Origin of the sequence: Sphingomonas sp. PP-CC-3A-396 (genome assembly GCF_004343105.1) — a bacterium.
Lineage (GTDB): Bacteria > Pseudomonadota > Alphaproteobacteria > Sphingomonadales > Sphingomonadaceae > Sphingomonas.
This window is the reverse complement of record NZ_SLYF01000004.1, coordinates 245,422-268,451: the sequence shown is the minus strand read 5'-3', so window position 1 is coordinate 268,451 and position 23,030 is coordinate 245,422. Positions and strand designations below refer to the sequence as shown.

27 protein-coding genes and 2 tRNA genes are annotated in these 23,030 nt (G+C 66.3%); 21 read left to right on the top strand and 8 right to left on the bottom strand.

The window, feature by feature from the left end; translation table 11 throughout:
- Nucleotides 1–4 precede the first annotated feature (4 nt).
- The 16 genes from gspG to C8J40_RS09630 all read left to right on the top strand — a co-directional run bounded on the left by gspG (nt 5) and on the right by C8J40_RS09630 (nt 11,599).
- Entirely contained in the window at nt 5–445 is a 441-nt protein-coding gene (gene gspG, locus C8J40_RS09705; RefSeq protein WP_132896843.1) for a type II secretion system major pseudopilin GspG, read from the top strand.
- Nucleotides 420–899 (top strand): GspH/FimT family pseudopilin, encoded by a 480-nt coding sequence (locus tag C8J40_RS09700; protein ID WP_132896842.1) that lies wholly within the window; start codon nt 420–422, stop codon nt 897–899. Before gspG ends, C8J40_RS09700 begins: the two co-directional genes overlap by 26 nt.
- Entirely contained in the window at nt 889–1,260 is a 372-nt protein-coding gene (gene gspI / locus C8J40_RS09695; protein WP_132896841.1) for a type II secretion system minor pseudopilin GspI, read from the top strand. The genes C8J40_RS09700 and gspI overlap by 11 nt, the downstream gene beginning before the upstream one ends.
- On the top strand, nt 1,257–1,940 hold the full coding sequence (gene gspJ / locus C8J40_RS09690) for a type II secretion system minor pseudopilin GspJ (RefSeq protein WP_132896840.1): 684 nt from the start codon (nt 1,257–1,259) through the stop codon (nt 1,938–1,940). The genes gspI and gspJ overlap by 4 nt, the downstream gene beginning before the upstream one ends.
- A complete protein-coding gene (gene gspK / locus C8J40_RS09685; RefSeq protein WP_279432588.1) occupies nt 1,927–2,928 on the top strand; it encodes a type II secretion system minor pseudopilin GspK in 1,002 nt (333 codons plus the stop codon). Before gspJ ends, gspK begins: the two co-directional genes overlap by 14 nt.
- Entirely contained in the window at nt 2,925–4,010 is a 1,086-nt protein-coding gene (gene gspL, locus C8J40_RS09680; protein ID WP_132896838.1) for a type II secretion system protein GspL, read from the top strand. Before gspK ends, gspL begins: the two co-directional genes overlap by 4 nt.
- Nucleotides 4,007–4,483, top strand: a complete 477-nt coding sequence (gene gspM, locus C8J40_RS09675; protein ID WP_132740177.1) for a type II secretion system protein GspM — start codon at nt 4,007–4,009, stop codon at nt 4,481–4,483. Before gspL ends, gspM begins: the two co-directional genes overlap by 4 nt.
- Nucleotides 4,480–5,205 carry a type II secretion system protein N gene (gene gspN, locus C8J40_RS09670; protein WP_132896837.1) on the top strand — a complete coding sequence of 242 codons (726 nt, stop codon included), beginning with the start codon at nt 4,480–4,482 and terminating at the stop codon, nt 5,203–5,205. The genes gspM and gspN overlap by 4 nt, the downstream gene beginning before the upstream one ends.
- Before the next feature lie 66 nt (nt 5,206–5,271).
- Nucleotides 5,272–5,348: transfer RNA gene (locus C8J40_RS09665), tRNA-His, on the top strand.
- A 111-nt stretch (nt 5,349–5,459) separates the two neighbouring features.
- A complete protein-coding gene (locus C8J40_RS09660) occupies nt 5,460–6,509 on the top strand; it encodes a Glu/Leu/Phe/Val dehydrogenase dimerization domain-containing protein (RefSeq protein ID WP_132740171.1) in 1,050 nt (349 codons plus the stop codon).
- 224 nt (nt 6,510–6,733) lie between these two features.
- Complete coding sequence (gene ccmC, locus C8J40_RS09655; protein ID WP_132896836.1) at nt 6,734–7,459, top strand: heme ABC transporter permease CcmC; 726 nt, start codon at nt 6,734–6,736, stop codon at nt 7,457–7,459.
- Between the two features lie 97 nt (nt 7,460–7,556).
- Nucleotides 7,557–8,003 carry a cytochrome c maturation protein CcmE gene (ccmE, locus tag C8J40_RS09650; protein ID WP_132896835.1) on the top strand — a complete coding sequence of 149 codons (447 nt, stop codon included), beginning with the start codon at nt 7,557–7,559 and terminating at the stop codon, nt 8,001–8,003.
- Nucleotides 8,000–9,913, top strand: a complete 1,914-nt coding sequence (locus tag C8J40_RS09645; RefSeq protein WP_132896834.1) for a heme lyase CcmF/NrfE family subunit — start codon at nt 8,000–8,002, stop codon at nt 9,911–9,913. The genes ccmE and C8J40_RS09645 overlap by 4 nt, the downstream gene beginning before the upstream one ends.
- Entirely contained in the window at nt 9,910–10,437 is a 528-nt protein-coding gene (locus C8J40_RS09640; protein ID WP_132896833.1) for a DsbE family thiol:disulfide interchange protein, read from the top strand. The genes C8J40_RS09645 and C8J40_RS09640 overlap by 4 nt, the downstream gene beginning before the upstream one ends.
- A gap of 134 nt (nt 10,438–10,571) precedes the next feature.
- Nucleotides 10,572–10,955 (top strand): cytochrome c-type biogenesis protein, encoded by a 384-nt coding sequence (locus tag C8J40_RS09635; RefSeq protein WP_132896990.1) that lies wholly within the window; start codon nt 10,572–10,574, stop codon nt 10,953–10,955.
- Nucleotides 10,955–11,599, top strand: a complete 645-nt coding sequence (locus C8J40_RS09630; protein ID WP_132896832.1) for a hypothetical protein — start codon at nt 10,955–10,957, stop codon at nt 11,597–11,599. The genes C8J40_RS09635 and C8J40_RS09630 overlap by 1 nt, the downstream gene beginning before the upstream one ends.
- Nucleotides 11,600–11,641: 42 nt before the next feature.
- Here the strand turns inward: C8J40_RS09630 and C8J40_RS09625 are convergent, their stop codons facing one another.
- Together C8J40_RS09625 and ald are read right to left on the bottom strand one after the other, a co-directional pair.
- Nucleotides 11,642–11,860 (bottom strand): DUF3072 domain-containing protein, encoded by a 219-nt coding sequence (locus C8J40_RS09625; protein ID WP_056058060.1) that lies wholly within the window; start codon nt 11,858–11,860, stop codon nt 11,642–11,644.
- Nucleotides 11,861–11,911: 51 nt separating this feature from the next.
- Nucleotides 11,912–13,018, bottom strand: coding sequence for an alanine dehydrogenase (ald, locus tag C8J40_RS09620; RefSeq protein ID WP_132896831.1), 1,107 nt, complete (start codon nt 13,016–13,018; stop codon nt 11,912–11,914).
- Between the two features lie 127 nt (nt 13,019–13,145).
- Between ald and C8J40_RS09615 the strand changes: the two genes are divergently transcribed.
- The 4 genes from C8J40_RS09615 to C8J40_RS09600 all read left to right on the top strand — a co-directional run bounded on the left by C8J40_RS09615 (nt 13,146) and on the right by C8J40_RS09600 (nt 16,427).
- Nucleotides 13,146–13,586: an Lrp/AsnC family transcriptional regulator gene (locus tag C8J40_RS09615; protein WP_060524452.1), complete on the top strand. Its 441-nt coding sequence runs from the start codon at nt 13,146–13,148 to the stop codon at nt 13,584–13,586.
- Between the two features lie 332 nt (nt 13,587–13,918).
- Nucleotides 13,919–15,766: a potassium transporter Kup gene (locus tag C8J40_RS09610; protein ID WP_132896989.1), complete on the top strand. Its 1,848-nt coding sequence runs from the start codon at nt 13,919–13,921 to the stop codon at nt 15,764–15,766.
- Between the two features lie 2 nt (nt 15,767–15,768).
- Entirely contained in the window at nt 15,769–16,284 is a 516-nt protein-coding gene (locus C8J40_RS09605) for a 2'-5' RNA ligase family protein (RefSeq protein WP_132896830.1), read from the top strand.
- A gap of 66 nt (nt 16,285–16,350) precedes the next feature.
- Nucleotides 16,351–16,427 (top strand) — tRNA-Met (locus tag C8J40_RS09600).
- Here C8J40_RS09600 and fdhD read toward each other — a convergent pair.
- Genes fdhD through C8J40_RS09585 form a run of 3 tightly spaced genes read right to left on the bottom strand, consistent with a single transcriptional unit; the run spans nt 16,406 to nt 20,012 of the window.
- Nucleotides 16,406–17,215, bottom strand: coding sequence for a formate dehydrogenase accessory sulfurtransferase FdhD (fdhD, locus tag C8J40_RS09595; protein WP_132896829.1), 810 nt, complete (start codon nt 17,213–17,215; stop codon nt 16,406–16,408). The two genes, C8J40_RS09600 and fdhD, sit on opposite strands and share 22 nt — an antisense overlap.
- Nucleotides 17,212–17,817: a molybdenum cofactor guanylyltransferase gene (locus tag C8J40_RS09590; protein WP_279432587.1), complete on the bottom strand. Its 606-nt coding sequence runs from the start codon at nt 17,815–17,817 to the stop codon at nt 17,212–17,214. Before C8J40_RS09590 ends, fdhD begins: the two co-directional genes overlap by 4 nt.
- Nucleotides 17,724–20,012, bottom strand: coding sequence for an FdhF/YdeP family oxidoreductase (locus tag C8J40_RS09585; RefSeq protein ID WP_132896828.1), 2,289 nt, complete (start codon nt 20,010–20,012; stop codon nt 17,724–17,726). Before C8J40_RS09585 ends, C8J40_RS09590 begins: the two co-directional genes overlap by 94 nt.
- 126 nt (nt 20,013–20,138) lie before the next feature.
- On the opposite strand from C8J40_RS09585, the gene trxB reads away from it, so the two are divergent.
- Complete coding sequence (trxB, locus tag C8J40_RS09580; protein ID WP_060524565.1) at nt 20,139–21,107, top strand: thioredoxin-disulfide reductase; 969 nt, start codon at nt 20,139–20,141, stop codon at nt 21,105–21,107.
- Nucleotides 21,108–21,222: 115 nt separating this feature from the next.
- On the opposite strand, the gene C8J40_RS09575 is transcribed toward trxB, so the two are convergent.
- From C8J40_RS09575 to C8J40_RS09565, 3 genes are read right to left on the bottom strand one after another with little or no spacing between them, the layout of a single operon-like run.
- Entirely contained in the window at nt 21,223–21,999 is a 777-nt protein-coding gene (locus tag C8J40_RS09575) for a hydrolase 1, exosortase A system-associated (RefSeq protein WP_132896827.1), read from the bottom strand.
- A complete protein-coding gene (locus C8J40_RS09570) occupies nt 21,987–22,658 on the bottom strand; it encodes a hypothetical protein (RefSeq protein WP_132896826.1) in 672 nt (223 codons plus the stop codon). Before C8J40_RS09570 ends, C8J40_RS09575 begins: the two co-directional genes overlap by 13 nt.
- 29 nt (nt 22,659–22,687) lie before the next feature.
- Nucleotides 22,688–22,966 carry an acyl carrier protein gene (locus tag C8J40_RS09565; RefSeq protein ID WP_132740135.1) on the bottom strand — a complete coding sequence of 93 codons (279 nt, stop codon included), beginning with the start codon at nt 22,964–22,966 and terminating at the stop codon, nt 22,688–22,690.
- Nucleotides 22,967–23,030 lie beyond the last annotated feature (64 nt).

Below are 23,030 nucleotides of genomic sequence, written 5' to 3'. Positions count from 1 at the left end.
GTACATGCGTCCCCAAGATAAGAAGAAGCGTCGTGAGGCCGGCTTCACCCTCGTCGAGTTGATGGTGGTGATCGTCATCATCGGCCTGCTTGCAACGATCGTCGCACTCAACGTGCTGCCCTCGGGCGACACCGCGCGGATCCAGAAGGCGAAGGCCGACATCGCCCAGATCGAGGGCGGACTGGAACTCTACAAGCTCCAGAACATGACCTTCCCCAACACCACGCAGGGGCTGAACGCACTCGTCACCGCACCCGCGGGGCTGACCGATCCCTCGCGGTATCAGCGTGGCGGGTATCTGAAGAAGCTGCCGAACGATCCCTGGGGTCGCCCGTATCTCTATGCTTCGCCCGGCGCACACGGTGAGGCCGACGTCTGGACCTTCGGCGCGGACGGCAAGGAAGGCGGCGAGGGGATCGATGCCGATATCGGCAGCTGGCAGTAACGCGCAGCCGGGGGAACGCGGCTTTACGCTGGTCGAGCTGATGGTCGTTGTCACGATTATCGGCCTCGCATCCGCTGTCGCCGTGCTTGTCATGCCGGACCCGCGCGGCCGCGTGCTCGACGAAGCGACGCGCTTTGCCCTGCGCACCCGCGCCGCGCATGATTCTGCGATCGTCGAGGCACGCCCGGTCAGCGTCTGGGTCACCGGCGGTGGCTATGGCTTCGACCGTCGCATGGCGGGTGGCTGGACGCCGATCGCCGAGAAGCCAATGCGCGTCGAACGCTGGAACGACGGGACCAAGGCCAGCATCGGCGATACCAGCGGTCGCATGCGGGTGACGTTCGATCCTACCGGCCTCGTCGATCGCCCCGCTGAAATTCGCCTCGACCGCGGCGGGGTGGCGGCGACGGTCCACATCGACGCCGACGGCAGCGTGCGAGCCGATGCGGGCTGAGCGCGGCTTTACCCTCATTGAAATCATGGTGGCGCTGGCAGTGTTCAGCCTCGCGGCGATGGCGCTCGTGCGCCTGGAAAGCGCGACGATCCGCGGCGCGTCGATCCTCGACGAAACGCTCGTCGCGCAGATGGTCGCGCGCAACGTCGCGATCGACGCGGTCACCAGCGCGCAACCGCCGACCGCGGGCCGCGTCACCGGCGCCGAGACGAACGGCGGGCAGGTGTGGACCTGGACCCGGCAGGTCAGCGCGCTCGGCGGCTCCAGCGTCCTGCGCATCGACGTAGCGGTCGCCGATCGCACCGGCACGCAACTCGGTCGGTTGACGATGGTCCGCCCTGCGCCACGGTCGGCGACATGACGCGATCAAGCGGAGAAGCCGGCTTCACACTGATCGAGGTCATGGTATCGCTCATGATCTTCGGCATGATCGCCGCCGCCGGCGTGGCCATCCTGTCGTTCAGCGTGAAGGCGCAAAGCAGCACCGGCGCCAAGCTCGACGATATCAGCGCGCTCACCCGAACGATGTCGATCCTGTCCGCCGACCTCGCCCAGGCCTCGAACCGGTCGACGCGCGACAAAGCCGGCACCACCGTTCCCGCGTTCGTCGGCGAGAGCGGGTCGGGTGTCACGCCGATGCTGCGGCTCGTCCGCGCCGGCTGGAGCAACATCGACGGTGCAGCACGGCCGAGCACGCAGAAGGTCGCCTACCGCGTCGATGCCGGCACGCTCCAGCGGATCGCCTACCCGATGATCGATGGCGCGCAGGGTCTGCCCCCCGCCGCACTGCTCACCCACGTCCGCCAGGCCGCGTTGCGCTACCGGATCGCCGGCGCGTGGAGCGATCGCTGGGATGGCGCCAGTGGCAGGCCGTTACCCGATGCGATGGAACTCACCGTCCAGCGTGACGACGGCACGCAGTTCCGCCAGATGTTCCTCGTAGGGACGGGATATGTCCCCACACCGGCTGAAGGAACGGGCCCGTCGACCACGCCGCCGCCCGGCACGCCGTCGAAGGAGACGCCCGGTGCGCGGACCTGACCGCGGGTCGGAACGGGGGCCAGAACGGGGGGCAGCGCTGCTTACCGTGCTGATGCTCGTCGCGATCATCGCCGTCATGGCAGGCGCGGCGCTGGAGAAACTGCGCCTGTCGACCCGGCTCGCGGGCAACGCCGCGACCGGCGAACAGGCGCGCGCCTACGCGTTCGCCGCCGAGACGATGGCGCTGACCCGCGTCTCCAACCTGCTCGGCCAGAGCCCCAAGCGGGTCACGCTCGCCGGCAACTGGAGCAACACGCCGTTCGGCCTGCCGGTCCCCGGTGGCTTCGCGACCGCCCGCGTGCGCGACGGCGGCAATTGCTTCAATCTCAACGCGCTCGTCACGCAAGCGACCACGCCCGGCGTGTATGTCACCAACCCCGAGATCCGCCCGCAATTCGTCCGGCTGATGCGGTTGTTGAGCGTCCCGACGCAGGTCGCCGAACAGGTCGCATCGGGCACCGCGGACTGGATCGACAGCGATCAGGACCAGCAGGCGATGGGCGCGGAGGACGGCGCGTATCTCGGCCGCGAGACGCCGTACCGCACCGCCGGCACGCTGATGACGGACCCGAGCGAGCTCCGCGCGGTCGCCGGCATGACGCCTGCAATCTATACGACCCTCCGACCCTGGATCTGCACGCTGCCAATCGCCAAGCCCTCGCCGATCAACGTCAACACGTTGTCGCCCGAACAAGCACCGCTGTTCGCGATGCTGTTTCCCGATACGCTTTCGGTCGGCAGCGCGCAGCAGTTGCTGCTCCGCCGTCCGCCGCAAGGCTATGGCGACGTCGGCGAAATCACCAAGGCCGCGGCATTGCAGGGCGCTGCCACGCTGGCACCAGGAGCGGTCGCGACGGTGCTGTCGAAATGGTTCACGCTGGATATCGACGTGACGCTCGGCACGACACAAATGCAGGAACGTGCGCTGATCGACGCGAACCGGCTTCCCGCGCAGCTCGTATCGCGGCAATGGGGCGAGCCATCATGACGACTTTGCTGTTCCTTCCCGCCGGCGAGACCGGATATCGCTGGATGCGCGTCGCGGATGCGCGCGTGGTCGACGAGGGGGAGGGTATCCCCGATACGATCGACGACGAGACGATCGCGGTAGCACCGGCGGATGCGGTGACGCTGCACTGGGCGGAACTGCCGTCGCGTTCGGCAGCGCAGGCGACGGCGGCCGCGCGTATTCTCGCCAGCGAGGCGAGCGCGTCGCCGCTTGTCGAACTGCATGTCGCGGTAGGTGACGAAGGCGCGAGTGACCGTCCGATCGGCGTGGTCGGCGTCGCGACGATGCGCGACTGGCTGCTGATGCTCGCCGAGGCGGGTGTCGATCCGGTCGCGCTGATCCCCGCACCGATGCTCCTTCCGCGCCCCGACGAGGGTTATGCGAGGGCGGAGCTGGCCGGCAGCGGCGTCGTTCGTGGTACGTCGAGCGGCTTCGCCGACGAGGCGCGGCTGACGGAGCTCGTAACCGGCGGCGCCGCGCCCACCACGATCGACCGCGTCACGCTGGAGGCGGCTATCGTTGCCGCCGCCGCGTCGCCGCCGCTCGACCTGCGCCAAGGGCCGTTCGCACGGCGGCGCAGGTTCGCGATAGACTGGGGGCTGATCCGACGGCTTGCGCTGTTGTCGCTGACGATCCTCGCGGTGACGCTCGCGATCTCGCTCGTCCGCATCGCCAAGTACAGCTTTGGCGCGGATGCGTTGGAGGCTGAGGCCGACACGGTCGCGGTGACCGGCCTGCCGCGCGGCGAGACCGTGGTCGATGCCAGCCGACAGCTCGACGAACGGCTGTCGCGCGTACGCGGGCCGGGGCTCGGCTTCACCAACACGACCGCTGCCGCGTTCGCTGCGATCCGTGCCACGCCGGGGACCGAAGTCACCGGGCTCGATTTCCAGGCGAACGGCGACCTGCGACTGTCGGTCGCGGTCGAACGTGAGGCGCTCGCGACCGACCTCAAGCGTGCGCTCGAAGCAGCGGGCTTCACCGTCCGCGCGGGCGTATTCCAGGCCGCCGCCGGTCGTGTGACGGGTGAACTCACGATCAGCCCGGGGAGCGGACGATGACCGGCTTGAAGACGTGGTTCGAAGGCCGCTCGCTCCGAGAACGTCGCCTATTGCTCGTAATGGCCGCGCTCGCGGTGCTGACCTTGCTGTGGGCGCTGATCATCCGACCGATCGGTGACGGGTTGTCGAGCGCGCGCGAACGCCACGCCAGCGCCGTAACGCGGCTGGGCGAAACGCGCGCGCAGGTCGCGACGTTGCGCGATATCCAGCGTGACCGGGCAAGGCCGCTGACGGGCACGCTGGCGGACACGGTCCGCGCCGAGGCTGACCAAGCCGGCTTCGCGCTCGCGTCACTCGATCAGGACGGCGCGAACCGGGTGCGTGTGGGTATCCAGTCGGCGCGACCGGCGGCGCTGACCGCTTGGCTCGCGCGGCTCGAACGGCTCGGTATCCTCGTCGATTCGGTGGCGATGACCGACAAGGGCGACAAGACCGTCGGCGTCGCGCTCACGTTGAAGGCGCGCGCGGCATGAGGCGGATCCGTTTGCGCACCGGACCCGCCGCGCTGTTCGGTGGGATGCTGCTGATCGCGCTGATCGTCTTCCTGCCGATGCGCGCGGTGCTCGGCTGGGTCGGGGTCGGCGACGAGGGGCTGGTCGCGCGGCGCGTGTCGGGGACGATCTGGGGCGCGACGCTGACCGAGGCGCGGTTCGGCGATCTCGCGCTCGGCGACCTGCGCGCCCGGTTGTCGCCGCTGCCGCTGCTGGTCGGCCGCGCGACGATCGCCTTCGCCGGGCCCGATTCGGTGTCCGCCAGACCATTGCGCGGATCGGCGAGCGTCAGCCGCCATAGCTTCGGGGTCGACCACATGACCGCGACCGTCGCGACGGGGCGGCTGTTTGCGCCAGTGCCCGTTGCCTCGCTCGATCTCGACGACGTCTCGGTTCGGTTCCGCGACGGCCAGTGCGAGGCTGCCGAGGGTCGGGTCCGCGCGACGCTGGCGGGCGATGTCGGCGGGATCACGTTGCCGCAGTCTGTGAGCGGCACCGCGCGCTGCGACGGCACGGCACTGCTGTTGCCGCTGGCTAGCCAGGCCGGGACCGAGAGCATCGCGCTCAGGATCGAAGGGGCAGGGACCTACCGCGCCGAATTGTCGCTGCGACCGTCCGACCCGCTGGCGGTGCAAAAGCTGGAACAAGCTGGCTTCGTGCGCGGGCCGAACGGCTACCGGCTCGCCATCGAAGGACGTTTTTGACGTCTTTTTGGCAAGTCGACGGTTGACGCCGCCCGGCGACCCCCGCTAGGGGGCGATGCCTACGCGGCGGTCGTAGTTCAATTGGTTAGAGCGTCGGCTTGTGATGCCGGATGTTGCGGGTTCAAGTCCCGTCGGTCGCCCCATTTTCCCTTATTTTCGTAAGCCCCCGCAATGCGGGCGCTTTGGGCTGGTAAAACCGGTCGGAAAATAATATTTCGCGTCCCGGTAATTTTATTCCTCTTCAGGAGCCGGCGATGACAGCGGTTTGGGACCTTCCCGATTTCGACGACCACGAGGGCGTACACGCCTTCACCGATCCCGAATCGGGCCTGCGCGCGGTAATTGCGCTGCACTCGACCAAGCTCGGGCCGGCGGCTGGCGGCACGCGGTTCTGGCATTATGCCGATAACGGGCGTGCGGTGACCGACGCGCTGCGCCTGTCGCGCGGCATGAGCTTCAAGAATGCGATGGCCGGCCTAGAGCTTGGCGGCGGCAAGGGCGTGGTCCTCGCAGCCAAGCCCGGCGACGTCATCACGACGGCACAACTTGAGGCGTTCGGCCGCGCGGTCGACTCGCTCGGCGGGCGCTATGTGACGGCGGAAGACGTCGGCATGTCCGAAGAGCGGATGAAGGTGATCGCTACGCAGACGCGCTACGTCTCCGGCCTGCCGGTCGCGAGCGGCGCTGCCGGTGGCGATCCGGGGCCGTACACCGCGCTCGGCATCTATCTCGGCGTGAAGGCGGCGGCACAGCGTGGCCTCGGCGCGACCGACATGAAGGGCGTGCGCGTCGCGATCCAGGGTGTCGGTTCGGTCGGCGGCGGTCTTGCGCGGTTGCTCGCGAAGGACGGCGCGGTGCTGACGCTGGCGGATGTCGACGAGGGCCGGGCGCAGAAGCTGGCTGGCGAACTCGGCGCGACCGCAGTGGCGGCCGAGGCGATCCTGACGACCGAGGCGGATATCTTCAGCCCGAACGCGCTGGGTGCGATCCTGACCGAGATGTCGATCGCTTCCTTGAAGGCGAAGGTCGTCGCGGGTGGCGCGAACAACCAGCTGAGCGTTCGCGAGGATGGCGCGCGGCTTCATGCACGCGGTATCCTGTATGCGCCGGACTACGTCATCAACGCGGGCGGGATCATCAACGTTGGGCTCGAGTATCTCGGGCAGGGCGATGAGGCCGAGGTGAAGGCGCGGATCGCGCGGATCCCCGAGCGGCTTATTCAGGTCTGGGACGAAAGCGACCGCTCGGGCGAGCCATCGTCGGATGTCGCGGACAGCATCGCAAAGCGCCTGATCGGCCGCTGAATCCAAGCGGTCTTCGCTCGTGTTGAGGGCGGGCGCTCCGATTACTCCCGTCATCCTGACGAAAGTCAGGATCCAGAGTAACTAAGCGTCGCCCTCTGTGGCCCTGGATCCTGACTTTCGTCAGGATGACGGCGTACGGGGGAGGCGCCTCCCTCTCCCCGGCGGGGAGAAGGGCCGAAGTCCGAGGTGACAGCCTCGCGATGTTGCCATAATGGCTGTCCGCAGTGGCCACCCTACACGCCTTCGCAAATCCCGCGCGCTTCCTGAAGATCGCCAAGCCGTTGACGCCGGCGCTCTTCTGGCTTGGCGTTGCATTCATCGTGCTGGGCTGCTGGGCGGGCCTAACCCAGACCCCGCCCGATTACCTCCAGGGCGAGACCGTCCGCATCCTCTACATCCACGTCCCCGCCGCCTGGCTCGGCATGGGCGGGTGGAGCGGGATCGCGATCTCCAGCATCATGTTCCTCGTCTGGCGCCACCCGCTGGCCAGCGTCGCGGCGCGTGCGATCGCGCTGCCGGGTGCGGTGTTCGCGGCGCTATGTCTCATGACCGGCTCGATCTGGGGACGGCCGACCTGGGGAACGTGGTGGCAATGGGATGGCCGGCTGACCTCGATGCTGCTGCTGTTCTTCGTCTATCTCGGCTATATGGCGCTCGCGAAGGCCGATGCGGATCGTGGCGGCGATGGGCGCGTGCCGGCGCTGTACGGGATTGCCGGGTCGGTGCTGCTGCCGATCATCCGCTATTCGGTGGTGTGGTGGAATACGCTGCACCAGGGGCCGAGCATCGGTCTGACGCAGTCGACGATCGCGAGTTCGATCCTGTGGCCGCTGCCGATCATGCTGGCCGGGTTCACGTTCGCGTTCGCCGGAATCGTGCTGATGCGGATGCGGACGATGCTGGCGATCACGAAGACCGAAGCGCGTATGCGCAGAATGGCGAGATCATGAATCCCTGGCCGTTCGTGACTGCTGCTTATGCCGTGACGCTGGGCGGCGGCGCCATCATCGCGCTGCTGAGCTATCTCGCGATGCGGAAGGCCGAAAAGTGAAGGCCAAACATCAACGCCTGACACTGGCGCTGCTGGCACTCGGTGCGGTCGTCGTCGCCGGGCTCCTCGCGCTGTCGGCGCTGAAGGACCAGGCCGCGTTCTTCTACGCGCCCTCCGACGTTCGCCGCGACGGCCTCCCGCTCGGACGCGCGGTGCGGCTCGGTGGGATGGTTGAGGGCGGCTCGGTCAAACGCGCATCCGACGGCATCACCGTACATTTCACCGTCACCGACGGGCAGGCAACCACCCCCGTCGTCTTCGCCGGCATCGTCCCGGACCTGTTCCGCGAGAAATCGGGCGTCGTCGCCGAGGGCCAGTTCCAGCCCAATGGCAGCTTCGTCGCGTCGAACCTGCTCGCCAAGCACGACGAAAAGTACATGCCGCCGGAGATGGCCGGCAAGATGCACGAGACCAAGACGCTCGAACCGGACGCCAAGCAATGATCGCCGAGGCAGGCCTCGCCGCGCTCTGGTTCGCGGGTGCGCTCGCGGCGTTGCAGCTCGTGATGGCAGCGATCGGCATCGCACGCCGGCGTGACGACGTCGCGGCGGCGGTCCGGCCGGTGGCGATCGTCCAGGGACTGCTCGCAGTGCTCGCGATGGCGCTGCTGATCGAACTCTTCCTCGACTCCGACATGTCCGTGAAGCTCGTCGTCGAGAACAGCCATTCCGCCAAGCCCTGGCTCTATAAGTTCGCCGGCGCCTGGGGGAATCACGAAGGCTCGATGCTGCTCTGGGTGACGATCCTCGGGCTGGCCGGCGGCGCGGTGGCGATCTTCGAACGCTCGCTGCCCGAACGCACGCTCACCGCGACGCTCGGCGCACAGGCGACGATCGCACTCGGCTTCTACGCGTTCCTGCTGTTCTCCTCGAACCCGTTCGCGCGGTTGAACCCCGCCGCCGCCGACGGCCTCGGGCTCAACCCGCTGTTGCAGGACCCCGGCTTGGCGTTCCACCCGCCGACGCTCTACACCGGCTATGTCGGCCTCTCGGTCGCGTTCTCGTTCGCGGTCGGCGCGCTGGTCACCCGCGACGTCGGGCCGGCGTTTGCGAAAGCGATGCGCCCCTGGGTTCTGGTCGCGTGGATATTCCTGACGCTCGGCATCACCGCGGGCTCGTACTGGGCGTATTACGAGCTCGGCTGGGGCGGCTGGTGGTTCTGGGACCCGGTCGAGAACGCCTCGCTGATGCCGTGGCTCGCCGCCACCGCACTGCTCCATTCGGTGACCGTGCTCGCGACGCGCGACGGCCTGCGAGCCTGGACGATCATGCTGGCGGTCGTCGCATTCTCGATGTCGATGATCGGCACCTTTCTGGTGCGCTCGGGCATCCTGACGAGCGTCCATGCCTTCGCGGTCGACCCGGAGCGGGGCGCGTTCATCCTGGCGTTGCTCGCGATCTATATCGGCGGTGCGCTCGCGCTGTTCGCCGCGCGGATCGGTACCGTCCGCGCTGGCACGACCTTCGATCCGGTCAGTCGCGAGGGCGGGCTGGTCGCGAACAATCTGCTGCTGTCGGTGATCCTCGGCATCGTCCTGATCGGCACACTGTACCCGATCGTCGCCGCGAGCTTCGGCGTGCAGCTGTCGGTCGGTCCGCCGTTCTTCAACAAGGCGGCGGGGCCGATCGCGTTGCTGCTGGTGGCGGTGATGGCGGTCGGACCACTGCTCCGCTGGCGCCGCGACGATGCGAAGGCGGTGCTTCGCCGCGTGATGTTGCCGATCGGCGCGACGCTGGTGGCGGCGATCGCACTCCTGTTCGTCTGGCCGGGCGTGCTCCCCTGGGCCGGGTTGTCGCTTGCGGCCGGGCTCGCTGTCGCCAGCGTGGCGCCCTTGTGGAAGCGCAATCTCAGGCGAACGCCGCTGTTCACCTACGGTATGGTCATCGCGCACCTCGGCATCGCGGTCAGCCTCGCCGGGATGGCGTCTGACAGCGCCTTCACCAAGGAAACGCTGGTCGCGGTGCGCGCGGGCGAGCCGGCGCGGGTCGGGCCGTACACCGTGACGCTCGATGGAATATCGCCGGTGATCGGCGAGAACTGGTCGGCCCTCGAAGCACGCCTGACCGCGACGCGGGGCGGCAGCGAGAGCATCCTGCGCCCGCAACTCCGCTTCTTCGCCAACCCGCCGACAAGCACGAACGAGTCCGCCATCCTCACGGTGCTCGACGGCCAGCTCTATACCGTGCTCGGCCAGCCGGATGGGCAGGGGCGGTGGCAGCTCCGCCTCTGGTGGAAGCCGTTCGTGACGCTGATCTGGTTCGGTGGCGTGCTGATCGCGCTCGGCGGTATGCTGTCGCTGCTCGGCCGGGTGCGGCGCGAGCGACGGGCCGCGATACGGGCGGAATGGGCATGAAGCGGTTCGCACTCTGGGCGCCGCTGGCGATCTTCGCGCTGCTGTTTGCGGTGGTGGCGAGCGGGCTGTTCCGGCCGGCGGAGAAGGTGGTGCGATCGGCGATGGTCGGCAAACCGCTCCCCGACTTCGCGTTGCCCACGATGGTCCCCGGCAAGCCGGGCTTGAGCAGCACATCGTTCCGGCAGGGCAAGCCGCGGTTGCTCAACGTGTTCGCGAGCTGGTGCATCCCGTGCATCGCCGAAGCGCCCCAGCTTATGCGGTTGAAGGCGATGGGCGTGCCGATCGACGCGATTGCGATCCGCGACACCGCACCGGCGATTGCAGGATTCCTGCGCCGCAACGGCGATCCGTACGAGCGGATCGGCAGCGATCGGGCCAGCCAGGTGCAACTTGCGCTGGGCTCGTCGGGGGTGCCGGAGACGTTCGTGATCGATGGCCGCGGGATCGTCGTGAAGCAGATCATCGGCGATATCCGGCCGGAGAATGTCGCCGAGATCGTGCAAGCCGTGAAGGACGCGCGGTGAGGAGGCGGCTGTCTGTTCCCCTCCCGCTCGCGGGAGGGGTTAGGGGAGGGGCTTCTCTTCCAGCATCAAGCGCACGTTCGCGTCATGCCCTCCCCCGGCCCCTCCCGCGAGCGGGAGGGGAGGTTTTTGCCGCGCTGTTGCTATGCATCTCGCCGGTCTTCGCCCAGCCGGTCACTCCGCCAGCTCGCTACGCGAACGTGCAACTTGCCGACCCCGCGCAGGAAGCTTCCGCACGCGCGCTGATGGAGACGCTGCGCTGCCTCGTTTGCCAAGGGCAGTCGATCGCCGATAGCGATGCCGACATGGCCGCGGACATGCGTGCGCTGGTGCGTGAGCGGATCGAGCGGGGAGAGAAGCCTGCGTCGATCCGCGACTGGCTGGTTTCGCGTTACGGCGATTATGTGACGTACGACCCGCCGCTGTCGGGGCTGACGTGGCCGTTGTGGCTGACGCCGATCCTGCTGCTTGGCGTCGGCGGCTGGATCGCACGGTCGAGCTTCCGGCGGAGGACACGCTGATGGGGTACGTCTGGGTGGCCGCGATCGGAGCCGGTGCGTTTGCGCTGCTCGCAGTATTGAAGGTGAACCGCGTCCTGTGGACGATGGTCGCCGCGGCGCTTATGCTCGGGGCGGCGGGGTATGCGTGGCAGGGGCAGCCAGGGCTTGCCGGCCATGAAGTGTCGCCCGGGCTTGCAGCGACGCCGGACGACAGCGCGATGCTCGAACTGCGCGACCAGATGCTCGAGCGGTATACGGGCGCGGCGGCGTATCTGGTTGCGGCGGACGCGATGACGCGGATCGGCGACCGTCGCGCGGCTGTGCAGGTGCTGCTCGGCGGGCTCAGGATCGCTCCGAAGAGCGTGGTCATGTGGACGGGGCTCGCCAACGCGCTCGCGGCGCACGATGCCAATCAGGTTTCGCCGCCCGCGTTGTTCGCATTCCAGCAAGCGATGCGGCTAGCACCGAAGCATCCCGCTCCGCCGTTCTTCCTGGGGCTGGCGTATGTGCGGGCGGGCGAGTTCGCGACGGCTCGGCCATATTGGGCAAAGGCGCTCGCGTTGACGCCAGCCAACATTTCATACCGGGGCGAGATCGCTACTCGGTTGGCATTGCTGGATCGGTTTCTGGCTATGCAGGATACGCCGAACGCAAGCCAAAAATAATCCCGCCACCCTGGGGCAACCCAAGATGACGGGATAAAGGGCTTACTGCCCGCGACCGGTCTTCGACTGCAGTTCGTCGATCTTCTTCGATGCATCCGCCTTGGTCAGCGTCTCGTCGAATTCCTCATGCGCTTCCTCGGACAGCGTCTTGAGATAGCTCGCCTGTGCACCGGTCATCTTCTCGTCGCCGGTGGTCCAGTCGTCCGGGTCCTTCTCGGCGTTCGAGAACGGTTCGGACTTGGGGTTCGGGGTGTCGGACATTGGAAATTCCTTTCCCCTGTCCAACACCCGTGTTCCGTATCCGTTCCCCGATCAGCCGGCCCATGCTTCGTAAGGTAAACCTAGATCATCCGCGACCGCCTTGTACGCGATCTTGCCCTTGTAGACGTTCAGCCCGTTGGCGAGATGCGGGTCGGCCTTCATCGCTGCTTCGGCACCCAGGTTGGCGAGCTTCAGCGCGAACGGCAGTGTCGCGTTGTTGAGCGCGAACGCCGAGGTGCGCGCCACCGCGCCCGGCATGTTGGCGACGCAGTAGTGGATCACGCCGTCGACCTCGAACACCGGGTTCTCGTGCGTCGTGGCGTGCGAGGTCTCGAAGCACCCGCCCTGGTCGATCGCGATGTCGACCAGCACCGAGCCGCGCTTCATCGTCTTCAGCATCTCGCGCGTGACGAGCTTCGGCGCAGCGGCGCCCGGCACCAGCACCGCACCGATCACCAGATGCGCGTTCTTCACCGCCGCCGCGATCGCCGCCTTAGAGGCGTAGGCGGTCTTGATCTGGCTGGAAAAGAACATGTCGAGTTCGGCAAGGCGATCGTTCGAGATGTCGTAGATCGTCACGTCGGCGCGCATGCCGACCGCCATCTGCGCGGCGTTGACGCCCGAGACGCCGCCGCCGAGGATCGCGACCTTCGCGGGGGCAACGCCGGGGACGCCGCCGAGCAGCACGCCGCGTCCGCCCTGCTCCTTCTCGAGATAATGCGCGCCGACCTGCACCGACATGCGGCCTGCGACCTCGGACATCGGCTTCAGCAACGGCAGCCCGCGGCGATTGTCGGTGACGGTCTCATACGCGATGCAGGTCGCGCCGGACTTCATCAGCCCCTCGGCTTGCGGCTTGTCCGCGGCAAGGTGGAGGTAGGTGAACAGCAGGTGGCGCGGCTCGAGCATCGCGATCTCGCTCGGCTGCGGCTCCTTGACCTTCACGATCATGTCGGCGCCGGCGAACACCGCGGCGGCGGTCGGCAGGATCGTCGCGCCTGCGTCGACATAGTCCTGGTCCTCGAAATCGATGCCCGATCCGGCCTGCGTCTCGACGACGACCTCGTGACCGGCGGCGACCAGTTCGGCGACCGACGGCGGGGTCAGGCCGACGCGATATTCGTGGTTCTTGATTTCCTTGGGGACACCGACGCGCATTGATTCCACTCCATTATCGTTTGCGCCATACTAGCGCGCCTTGGACGGGAAGGGTTCGCAAACTGGTCTCGGTGTGATATCGCATCTGCAAGATGATTGCATCCGTCGTCGCCGAAACGGGATAATCTTGAGCATCACGATCGAACGCAGGATTCTGGACCTGCTCGCCGCCAATTCCGACCTCACCAGCGCGGAGCTCGGCGACGCCGTCGGCCTGTCGGCGAGCGCTGCGCATCGCCGGGTAGCCCAATTGCGCGAAAGCGGTGCAATTACGGGGTATCGTGCGGTGCTGTCGCAAGCCGCGCGCGGCGATCCGAGCATCGTGCTCGTCAACGTCACGCTCCGCGATCAGCGCAAGGAGACGATGGCCGCGTTCGAGGCCGAGATCGTCGAGTGTCCGCAAGTCGTGCAATGCTTTCTGATGAGCGGGGAGGCGGACTACATGCTCCATGTCGAGATCCGCCACGGCGAAACGTTCGAACGCATCCACCGCGAGACGCTGTCGCAACTGCCGGGGGTGACTCGGCTGGCCTCGCACTTCGTCATCCGCGAAGTGATCCGGCGCTAGCGTTTTCCTGCGCACGCAGGAATCCAGGACCAAGAACACCAGCGCCTGTTACCCTGGGCTCCTGCGTTCGCAGGAGAACCGGAGCGTTCTCACCTTACGCGCCGGTCCGATCAGCCTCGGTTAATCCACGCTAACCGCCTCGCCGTTGCCGCCTCCAGGCCCGCATGCTAAACGCGCGCGCTTGGGGCACAGGGTGAAATCGGAAATTCGATGAAGATTGCTGCACTTCCGGGTCGATTCACCGTCCAGTGAGCGTCGACCAGACCGCCGCGGCCTCGACCGTGCCACCCGCCAATCTCGATCTCGAGACGGGGTATCACAACTCCGACGGCATGCTGAAGCTCGCCTTCGGTGCGATCGGCATCGTCTTCGGCGATATCGGTACCAGCCCGCTCTACGCCTTCCGCGAGACCTTCGCCGGCCACCACAAGCTCGCGCTCGACGCGGCACACATCATGGGCGTCATCAGCCTGATGTTCTGGTCGATGATGATCGTCGTGACGGTCAAGTACGTCATCATCATCATGCGTGCCGACAACAAGGGCGAGGGCGGCAGTCTCGCGCTGCTCGCACTCGTCTCGGGCAAGACGAAGACCAAGCGCTGGAGCAAGGGCATCATCCTGCTCGGCGTGTTCGCGACTGCGCTGTTCTATGGCGACAGCATGATCACGCCCGCCGTCTCGGTGTTGTCCGCCGTCGAAGGCCTCGCCGTCGCCGCGCCCGCGTTCGCCGGCCTGGTACTGCCGATCGTCATCGTCATCCTGATCGGGCTGTTCTGGGTGCAGAAAAGCGGCACCGCGCGGATCGGCCTCGTCTTCGGGCCGATCATGCTGGTGTATTTCAGCGTGATCGCGGTGCTCGGTATCCTCAGCATCGTCCAGACCCCCGAGGTGCTCTGGGCGCTGTCGCCGCACTATGCGGTCGAGTTCTTCATCATCGATCCCGAGCGGGCGTTCTTGGCACTCGGATCGGTCGTCCTTGCAGTCACCGGCGCGGAAGCGCTGTATGCTGACATGGGCCACTTCGGGCGCAAGCCGATCGGCTTGTCGTGGCTGTTCTTCGTGCTCCCGGCGCTGATCCTCAACTATATGGGGCAGGGCGCGCTACTGTTTCGCGATGGTCGCGAAGCCTTGGTCAGCCCGTTCTACAATCTCGCGCCCGAAAGCCTCCAGCTCCCGCTCGTCATCCTCGCGACGATGGCTGCCGTCATTGCCTCGCAGGCTGTCATATCCGGCGCGTTCTCCGTGACGCAGCAAGCGATCCAGCTGGGCTTCATCCCGCGGCTGCGCATCGAGCACACCAGCGCCTCGACCGCCGGCCAGATCTACATCCCGCTCGTGAACGGCGCGCTGATGGTGATGGTGATCCTGCTCGTGCTGTTCTTCCGCACCTCGTCGAACCTGACGAGCGCGTACGGAATTGCGGTGACCGGTGCGATGTTCATCGACACGTGTCTGCTCGGCGTCGTGCTGTTCCGCCTGTGGAACTGGCCGAAGATCGCGGCGATCCCGTTGCTGGCGATCTTCTTTACAGTCGATGGCGCCTATTTCGCGGCCAACCTTACCAAGGTGCCCGCCGGCGGGTGGTTCCCGCTGCTGGTCGGGTTCATCATCTTCACCTTCCTGACGACCTGGTCGAAGGGGCGGCAGTTGATGATCGACCGGATGCATGAGGCCGCGATGCCGATCAAGGTGTTCATCGGCTCGGCGGCCAGCTCGGCGTCACGCGTGCCGGGTACGGCGGTGTTCATGACCTCCACCGCGGACGGCGTGCCGCACGCGCTGCTCCACAATCTCAAGCACAATAAGGTGCTGCACGAGCGCGTGATACTGCTGACCGTCAAGATCGTCAGCCAGCCCTATTGGCCTGCCAACGACCGTGCGGTGCGCGAGGAGCTTGGCAGCGGCTTCCACCGCCTCGTGCTGCGCTATGGCTTCATGGAGGATGCCGACGTGCCTGCGGCGCTGCGGCAGGTCCATAATTGCGGTGCGGACTTCAAGATGATGGACACCAGCTTCTTCCTGTCGCGCCAGACTTTGCTCGCGTCGGACAAGCCCGGCATGATGATCTGGCGCGAAAAACTGTTCGCGTGGATGCTTCGCAATGCGGAAAGCGCGATGGAGTTCTTCCGCCTGCCAACCAACCGTGTGGTCGAGCTCGGTAGCCAGATCGAGATCTGATCATGACGGATACGCTGCCAGCCCCGATCATCGTCACCGCCTTGTTCGGTCGCCAGGACACCGCGTTCTTCGACTCGATGCGCCGCGAACATTTTCCGCCCGAGCGCAACCAGCTCGATGCGCATCTGACGCTGTTCCACCATCTGCCGCCCTCGGGGCTCGACGAGCTCAAGCACCGCCTGAACCAAGAAACGCGCGGCATTCGCTCCCCGCAGGCGCGCGTCGGCGGCCTGATGTCGCTTGGTCGCGGTGTCGCCTACCGGATTGAGTCCCCCGAGCTCGTCGGCATCCGGGAGCGCCTCGCTGACGCGTTCACCGGCATGCTGACGCCGCAGGACGCTGGCGGCTGGCGTCCGCACGTCACGATCCAGAATAAGGTCAGCCCGCAAGTCGCCAAGCTTTTGCTCGGCAATCTGCAGCGCGATTTCACCCCGAAGGACGTCGAAATAGCCGGTCTGGGCGCGTGGTGGTATCGTGGCGGACCCTGGGAAGCGATTTCCCGGCACATGTTCGCTTGACCGTCCGGAAACCGCTTCCTATAGGCCGCGCCTCGCAGGGAAGAATGCTTCCCTGACGGACGGTACGGCGAAGTAGCTCAGTTGGTTAGAGCACGGGAATCATAATCCTGGGGTCGGGGGTTCAAGTCCCTCCTTCGCTACCATTTTCAAATACATTCCACGGGTCGTTGACCACCAGGATCGCGTCGCTGCGAGCGAGCGCTAGCAATGTCAGCCCATGTTCGCGGGCGTGGTCGATCGCCAGGCTGGTCGGGGCGGAGATACCCACCAGCATCGGCGCGCCGGCGATCAGCGCCTTGTCGACCATCTCGAAGCTGATCCGCGACGTGACCAGGATGAAGCCGTCGACGGGCTGCGCAGCGATCGCCAGTCCGCCGACCAGCTTGTCGAGCGCGTTGTGGCGACCGACGTCTTCATAGGCCGCGATGACCTTTCCTGAGCGATCACAGGCTGCGGCCGCATGAATTGCCCCTGTAGCGGCGTTGAGCGGCTGATGGGCGCGTAACCCGGCCAAGGCGGCAAACAGCGCGGAGACGGGCGTGGCGGGCCTTGGCGGCGTTCTGGGCACCGGTTTGCGCAGTTGCTCGAGCCCGGAGATTCCGCAGAGCCCACAGCTCGTATCGCTGGTCCGATGGCGGACGCGGTCGTGAATGCGGCCCTTGCGGCGCTCGGACAGCCCGACGCGGACGATCCAGCCGGCCTCCGCCTCGAAGACATCGATGTCGCGGACGTCGTCGGCGCTGTCGGCAAGTCGCTCGGTCAGCAGGAAACCGGTGGTGAACTCGGCCAGATCGGCCGGGGTCATCATCATCACCGCATAGCCGAGCCCGTCGATCTCGATCGCGACCGGTACCTCGATCGCGATCGCACGCTCTCCCGCAGTGATCGAATCGGGGCGCAGGATCTTGATCGACAATGTCCGTGAAATCATAGGAGGGCGAGGTCTTCCGGGGTGTTGATGTTGACGATCGGTCCGCCAGCCGGGATCGGCAGCGCGCCGATCGCCTCGGCCCAGCCACACACCGACCGTCTCTGCGATGCCGCAATATGCGCGATCAGCGCGGTGGTCGACGCGGTTTCCCAATGGCCTAGCACGGGCGCTTCGGGGCAATAGGCGGGCGCGCGTCGCAACAGTGCGTCGAGCAGCCCGCGCGGCAGCCGCGGCATGTCGCAGGCGATCGTCAGGATCGACGTGAACCCAAGCCCCTTAGCGTATTGGAGCGCGCCGGCGATACCGCCGAGCGGACCAAGCCCGGGGCAGGGCAGGTCGGGTATCGCGCCGTCCGGCCCGACGATCACCGCCTGCTCGACATGATGCAACAGCAGTTCCCGCGCATGTTCGGCGAGCGCGCGACCGTCGAACATCGCGCGTGCCTTGTCCGACCCGAACCGCGACGATCGCCCGCCCGCCAGGACGACACCAAGAACATGCGCTTCGGTCAGCGCGTCTTCTCGATCCGCACCGGCACCGATTTCGCGGCGGGCACATGGCTTTCGCGGGCGTGGTGAGCAACCGGCATGAGCAGATTGCACTCCGGGTAATACGCACCCAGGCAACCCTCGGGGATCGAATATTCGACCACGCGGAGCTTGTTCAGGCGACGATCCGAATTGCCGCCGGCATCGCCGACCAGATCGACGTCGTCGCCATCGGTGATCCCCATCCGGATCATGTCGCTGCGGTTCATGAACACGATGTCGCGCGTGCCCTTCACGCCGCGGAAGCGGTCGTGATAACCATAAACGGTCGTGTTGAACTGGTCGTTCGAGCGGAGCGTCATCAGGCGGAAGCGACCCTCCGCCTCCTCGAATCCGGTGACGTTCAGCGCCTGTGGAATGTTGATTTCCGCCTTGCCGCTCTCGGTCTTCCATTCGCGATGTGCGGCCGGGACGCCCTTCCAGAAGCCGCCAGGCGTGAACATCTGGTCGTTGAAGTTCTTGAACAGCTCCGGATACGTCACCTCGATCGCATCGCGGACGCGCGCATAATCGCGCACCCACGCATCCCAATCGAGCTTCGGATTGGGTGCGAGCGTCGCCTTGGCGATCCCCGCGACGATCGCAGGCTCGGACAGCAACGTCTCGGCGGCGGGCGTCGCCTTGCCCTTCGAGCCATAGATCTGGCTGAACGAATCCTCGATCGACACGCTCTGCGGCCCGGTGCCCTGCATATCGGTCTCGATCCGGCCGAGGCAGGGGAGCAGATACGACGTCTCACCCGGCAGCAGGTGCGAGCGATTGAGTTTGGTCGCGATATGCACGGTCAGGTCCAGCGCGCGCCACTTGGGCTCCATCCGCGCATGATCGGGGATCGCGCGGACGAAATTGCCGCCAAGACCGACGAACGCTTGCGCACTGCCGTCGAGCACCGCCTCGCACGCCTCAACCGTATCCCAGCCCTTCTCGCGCGGCGGCTCGAACCCATATTGCTCGGCCAGCTTGTCGAGCGGGGCGAGCTCGGGCTTTTCCGTAATCCCGACGGTGCGCTGGCCCTGCACGTTCGAGTGACCGCGGACCGGACCCATCCCCGCACCGGGCTTGCCGATGTTGCCACGCAGCAGCATCAGATTGACGACCATGTGGACGTTGTCGATCCCGCCGACATGCTGCGTCAGCCCCATGCCGTAGACCGCGATGACCGCTTTCGACTTGGCATAGACCTTCGCCGCCGCCTCGATTTCGGTACGGGGCAGGCCGCTCTCATGCTCGATCGTCGCCCATTCGGTCGCACGTGCGACATCGGCAAACGCCTCGAATCCGGTCGTGTGCTCGGCTAGGAACGCGTGGTCGAGCACCGGCAGGCCGTTGATCCGCTTGGCGTTGTCGTCGGCCTCGATCAAATATTTGCACATCCCCATGATCGCGCCGACGTCGCCGCCGGTCTTCAGCTGGTGGTATTGCGAGGCGATCGGCGTCGACTTGCCCGTCACCATCTCGATCGGGTTCTGCGGATCCTGGAATTTCTCCAGCCCGCGCTCCTTAAGCGGGTTGAACACGACGATCTCGACGCCGCGCTTCGCACAATCGCGCAAGGGATGGAGGAACCGGGGGCTGTTAACCCCGGGGTTCTGCCCGAAATAGAAGATCGCGTCGCACTTCTCATAGTCCGACAGGTGGATCGTGCCGACCGCCGATCCGATCGCCGACTTCAGCCCGACCGAGGTCGTCTCGTGGCACATGTTCGAGCTGTCGGGCAGGTTCTGGCTGCCATACATCCGCGCGAGCAGGCTATACATGTACGACGTCTCGAGGCTGGCGCGGCCCGAGGCGTAGAAGATGACCTTGGTCGGATCATAGGTCTTCAGCTTGGCGCCGATGCCTGCAAACGCCTCGTCCCAGCTGCACGCCGCGTATTTGTCGGTCGTCGCATCGTACTTGAGTGGGTGCGTTAGGCGTCCGGCCTGTTCGAGATCATAATCCTTCCAGCCGATCAGTTCGCTGACCGTATGCTGCTCGAAAAACGCCGGCGTGACACGGAACGAGGTCAGCTCCCAAGCGGTCGCCTTCGCGCCGTTCTCGCAGAATTCGGCGACATGCGGATGCGCGGGTTTGCCCCAAGCACAGCTCACGCACGCAAAGCCATCCGGCTTGTTCTGGCGCGCGAGTTCGCGAATCACCTCCGGCCCGACCTTCTCGCGCGCGGAAATCTCGACCAGCGACTTCATCGAGCCCCAGCCGCCTGCTGGTGCCGTGTAGTCTTCGATCTCTACGGTCCGGTCGTCGCTCATGCTCATCTCCGCTTTTGACCTCCAACGAAGCGGCAAAGCTTTCGATGCAGGCGCGACAGATTTACCGGCGGTTCAAATCCGGCCGCGCATCCCCTAGATGCAGTCTCGAATCTCCAAGGAACTCCGATGACGACGCACACGACCCGCATGCTTATCCTCGGCTCGGGCCCGGCCGGGCTCTCCGCCGCGATCTATGGCGCGCGTGCCGGGATGGCGCCGATCGTCGTGCAGGGCATCCAGCCCGGCGGCCAGCTGACCACGACGACCGATGTTGAGAACTATCCCGGCTTCAAGGACGTGATCCAGGGCCCGTGGCTGATGGAGCAGATGCAGGCGCAAGCCGAGCATGTCGGCACGCGGATGATGTGGGATACGATCGTGCAGGTCGATCTCACCAGCCGCCCGTTCCGCCTGATCGGCGACAGCGGCGACGTTTATGAGGGCGACACGCTGGTGATCGCGACCGGCGCGCAGGCTAAGTGGCTCGGCATCGACAGCGAGGAGCCAATGAAGGGCAAGGGCGTCAGCGCGTGTGCGACCTGCGACGGCTTCTTCTACCGGGGCAAGAAGGTGGCCGTGATCGGCGGCGGCAACACCGCGGTCGAGGAGGCGCTGTACCTCACCAACCACTCGCCCGACGTGACGCTGATCCACCGTCGCGATTCGCTGCGGTCGGAGAAGATCCTCCAGGAGCGCCTGTTCGCACACAAGGGTGTGACGGTGCTGTGGAACAAGGAAGTTCGTGAGTTCGTCGACGGCGGCGGCAATGCAGGCTTGGTCGCGCTGGAGCTCGAGGATACGGTGACCGGCGAGCGCTCGCGGCTTGCGGTCGATGGCGGGTTCGTAGCAATCGGTCATCACCCTGCGACTGAACTCTTCCGCGGGCATCTCGATCTCGATTCGGACGGGTATATTTCGGTCGAGACCGGATCGACGCGGACCAGCGTCGAGGGTGTGTTCGCGTGCGGCGACGTGGCGGACAAGGTGTATCGGCAGGCGGTGACCGCGGCGGGCACGGGCTGCATGGCGGCGCTGGATGCCGAGCGGTTCCTCGCGGCAGCCGAGTTTGCGGAGCTTGCCGAAGCCGCTGAATAAAGTTCGCGCGCCCCTGTTGTCCTCCCCCGTCATCCTGACGAAAGTCAGGATCCAGAGCCAAGAGCGCAATCGCCTGTAACCCTGGATCCTGAAGTTCCTCAGGATGACGAGATTGCTATTGTCCGGCGATCTCCGTGACGATCTTGCCGTACAGCGCGGCGGCATTTTCGACCCCGGCAAAGCTGTGCGACGCCGTGTCGAACCGCGTCACCCGCGCCCCGCCACGATACCGCGCAGCAAACGCCAGCGCCGTGGCATCGCGCGCCGCGAGCAAAACGACGGCCCGGTCGCCCCAATCGTCGATCGCACCGCAAACCCGTCCCGCCAGCGCGTCCCCGTCTGCCAGCTTCGGGCGCGAGAGTTTCCTGACGCCGTTCACCAGTTTGCGCAGATCGATCTCCCCCCGGATCATCCGATACCAGGATCGGGGATCGCGCAATCGCTCGGCATAGCGGGCGCGGATCGCGGCGGCGGGGGGCAGGTCGTCGAACGGTTCGATCACCCACGGGTTGGCGAGCACGACCCGGTCGATTCCCGCAGATCGTCCGAACAGCGCGAGCGTACTGGCGGCGTCGCAATTGCCGAAGCCTATCAGGCGGGCGATGCGCGGGGCTTGCGCTCGGAACGCGGTAACGGCTTCAATCAGGTCGGGCTCGGCGCTCAGGAAGCCGCCGTTGTCCCCGGTCGAATCACCGACACCGCGGCGGTCGTAGCGGAACACGGGCGTGCCGGTTGCGGCCAGGCTTTGGGCTAGCATCGCCATCCCGCGGTGTGCGCCGCTGCGGATTTCGTTGCCACCGGATACTATGAGAAGTCCGGTGGTGCCGGGGGCTTCGTCCAGCGTAGCAGCGAGCGATTCGCCCTCGCAAGCGAACCCGATCAGCCTTCGCATGATGCGATCCAGTGCGAGATATCGGCTGCAAGTTGCTGTGCGAAAGCGATATCGTTGCTTGGTTCGGACCGGCGCCAGAGCGGTGCACCGGCGTAGGTCGCATCGGCCGTGCGGGGATCGGTGTTCAGGCGTACGACCCGGTATCGTCCGCCTTCAAACGGCACGGCATCTTGCAATTCGGCAAGCATCTCGGGGGATAGGCGGTTGCCGGCGTACTCGCCTTCCCGAGCGGATTTGCTCGCTGCGGCGCGCGTGCGTTCGAGGTCGCGGACGAGATCCGAGCCAGTGTGGGGGGCGAGGTGCCAGCGGCCGGCGAGGTCGGCGTCGGTATCGAGCAGCGCGCCGCTTCTTATCGAAAGAGCGTAGCTATGGACGCCAAGCTGTTGTGTCAGCGCGCGATAGGCTCGGCGCTGCTCGGACAGTTTCGTATCAAGGGTTGTTACGACACTTTCGCCGGTGCCGGGGAAGTCGGACAGCAGGCTGCCTATGCCGTGATCAGCGAGCGCGCGCAGGATGGTGCAGGTGAACTGCCGCGTCCGGTTCGCCTCCTCGAACAGGGGGAGCGCGGCGATGACGATCGGGCCGGTATAGGGCCCGAACCGCAGCATCGCTTCGCGGCCGCCGGGCCAGTCGTAGGTGTCGAAGCGGAGGCTGGTCATCCTGCTGGAGGCTAGACCCCCTATCAAGTTCAGACCAGCGCCTTGCCCGCGGCGAACTGAACGAGCGCGCCGAACGTCTCGAGCATCTCGCCGTCGATCTCGTCGTCTTCGATCAGGATACCGAGCCGGTCCTCGAGCTCGGTCAGCACGCTGGCCACCGCCATCGAGTCGAGTTCGGGCAACGCACCGAACAGCGGCGTGTCGGCGGTGAATGTGGCGACACGGTCGGCGCTGAGGCCGAGGATGTCGGCGAGGACGGCGCGTACCGTCGTTTCGACTTGGGAAGTACCTTCGAAGATCACGAGCATCGCCTGAACCGTTACGAACCGGGTTGCGCTAGCGTGTGGGGGTGAATTCGGCAACGGGTTCGCG

What these genes read in the sequence shown, in the direction of transcription:
- gspG (WP_132896843.1), top strand. Translation starts at nt 5, where the DNA reads ATGCGTCCCCAAGATAAGAAGAAGCGTCGTGAGGCCGGCTTCACCCTC.
- C8J40_RS09700 (WP_132896842.1), top strand. Translation starts at nt 420, where the DNA reads ATGCCGATATCGGCAGCTGGCAGTAACGCGCAGCCGGGGGAACGCGGC.
- gspI (WP_132896841.1), top strand. Translation starts at nt 889, where the DNA reads ATGCGGGCTGAGCGCGGCTTTACCCTCATTGAAATCATGGTGGCGCTG.
- gspJ (WP_132896840.1), top strand. Translation starts at nt 1,257, where the DNA reads ATGACGCGATCAAGCGGAGAAGCCGGCTTCACACTGATCGAGGTCATG.
- gspL (WP_132896838.1), top strand. Translation starts at nt 2,925, where the DNA reads ATGACGACTTTGCTGTTCCTTCCCGCCGGCGAGACCGGATATCGCTGG.
- gspM (WP_132740177.1), top strand. Translation starts at nt 4,007, where the DNA reads ATGACCGGCTTGAAGACGTGGTTCGAAGGCCGCTCGCTCCGAGAACGT.
- gspN (WP_132896837.1), top strand. Translation starts at nt 4,480, where the DNA reads ATGAGGCGGATCCGTTTGCGCACCGGACCCGCCGCGCTGTTCGGTGGG.
- C8J40_RS09660 (WP_132740171.1), top strand. Translation starts at nt 5,460, where the DNA reads ATGACAGCGGTTTGGGACCTTCCCGATTTCGACGACCACGAGGGCGTA.
- C8J40_RS09645 (WP_132896834.1), top strand. Translation starts at nt 8,000, where the DNA reads ATGATCGCCGAGGCAGGCCTCGCCGCGCTCTGGTTCGCGGGTGCGCTC.
- C8J40_RS09640 (WP_132896833.1), top strand. Translation starts at nt 9,910, where the DNA reads ATGAAGCGGTTCGCACTCTGGGCGCCGCTGGCGATCTTCGCGCTGCTG.
- C8J40_RS09630 (WP_132896832.1), top strand. Translation starts at nt 10,955, where the DNA reads ATGGGGTACGTCTGGGTGGCCGCGATCGGAGCCGGTGCGTTTGCGCTG.
- C8J40_RS09625 (WP_056058060.1), bottom strand. Translation starts at nt 11,860, where the DNA reads ATGTCCGACACCCCGAACCCCAAGTCCGAACCGTTCTCGAACGCCGAG.
- ald (WP_132896831.1), bottom strand. Translation starts at nt 13,018, where the DNA reads ATGCGCGTCGGTGTCCCCAAGGAAATCAAGAACCACGAATATCGCGTC.
- C8J40_RS09610 (WP_132896989.1), top strand. Translation starts at nt 13,919, where the DNA reads ATGCTGAAGCTCGCCTTCGGTGCGATCGGCATCGTCTTCGGCGATATC.
- C8J40_RS09605 (WP_132896830.1), top strand. Translation starts at nt 15,769, where the DNA reads ATGACGGATACGCTGCCAGCCCCGATCATCGTCACCGCCTTGTTCGGT.
- fdhD (WP_132896829.1), bottom strand. Translation starts at nt 17,215, where the DNA reads ATGATTTCACGGACATTGTCGATCAAGATCCTGCGCCCCGATTCGATC.
- C8J40_RS09585 (WP_132896828.1), bottom strand. Translation starts at nt 20,012, where the DNA reads ATGAGCGACGACCGGACCGTAGAGATCGAAGACTACACGGCACCAGCA.
- trxB (WP_060524565.1), top strand. Translation starts at nt 20,139, where the DNA reads ATGACGACGCACACGACCCGCATGCTTATCCTCGGCTCGGGCCCGGCC.
- C8J40_RS09575 (WP_132896827.1), bottom strand. Translation starts at nt 21,999, where the DNA reads ATGCGAAGGCTGATCGGGTTCGCTTGCGAGGGCGAATCGCTCGCTGCT.
- C8J40_RS09570 (WP_132896826.1), bottom strand. Translation starts at nt 22,658, where the DNA reads ATGACCAGCCTCCGCTTCGACACCTACGACTGGCCCGGCGGCCGCGAA.
- C8J40_RS09565 (WP_132740135.1), bottom strand. Translation starts at nt 22,966, where the DNA reads ATGCTCGTGATCTTCGAAGGTACTTCCCAAGTCGAAACGACGGTACGC.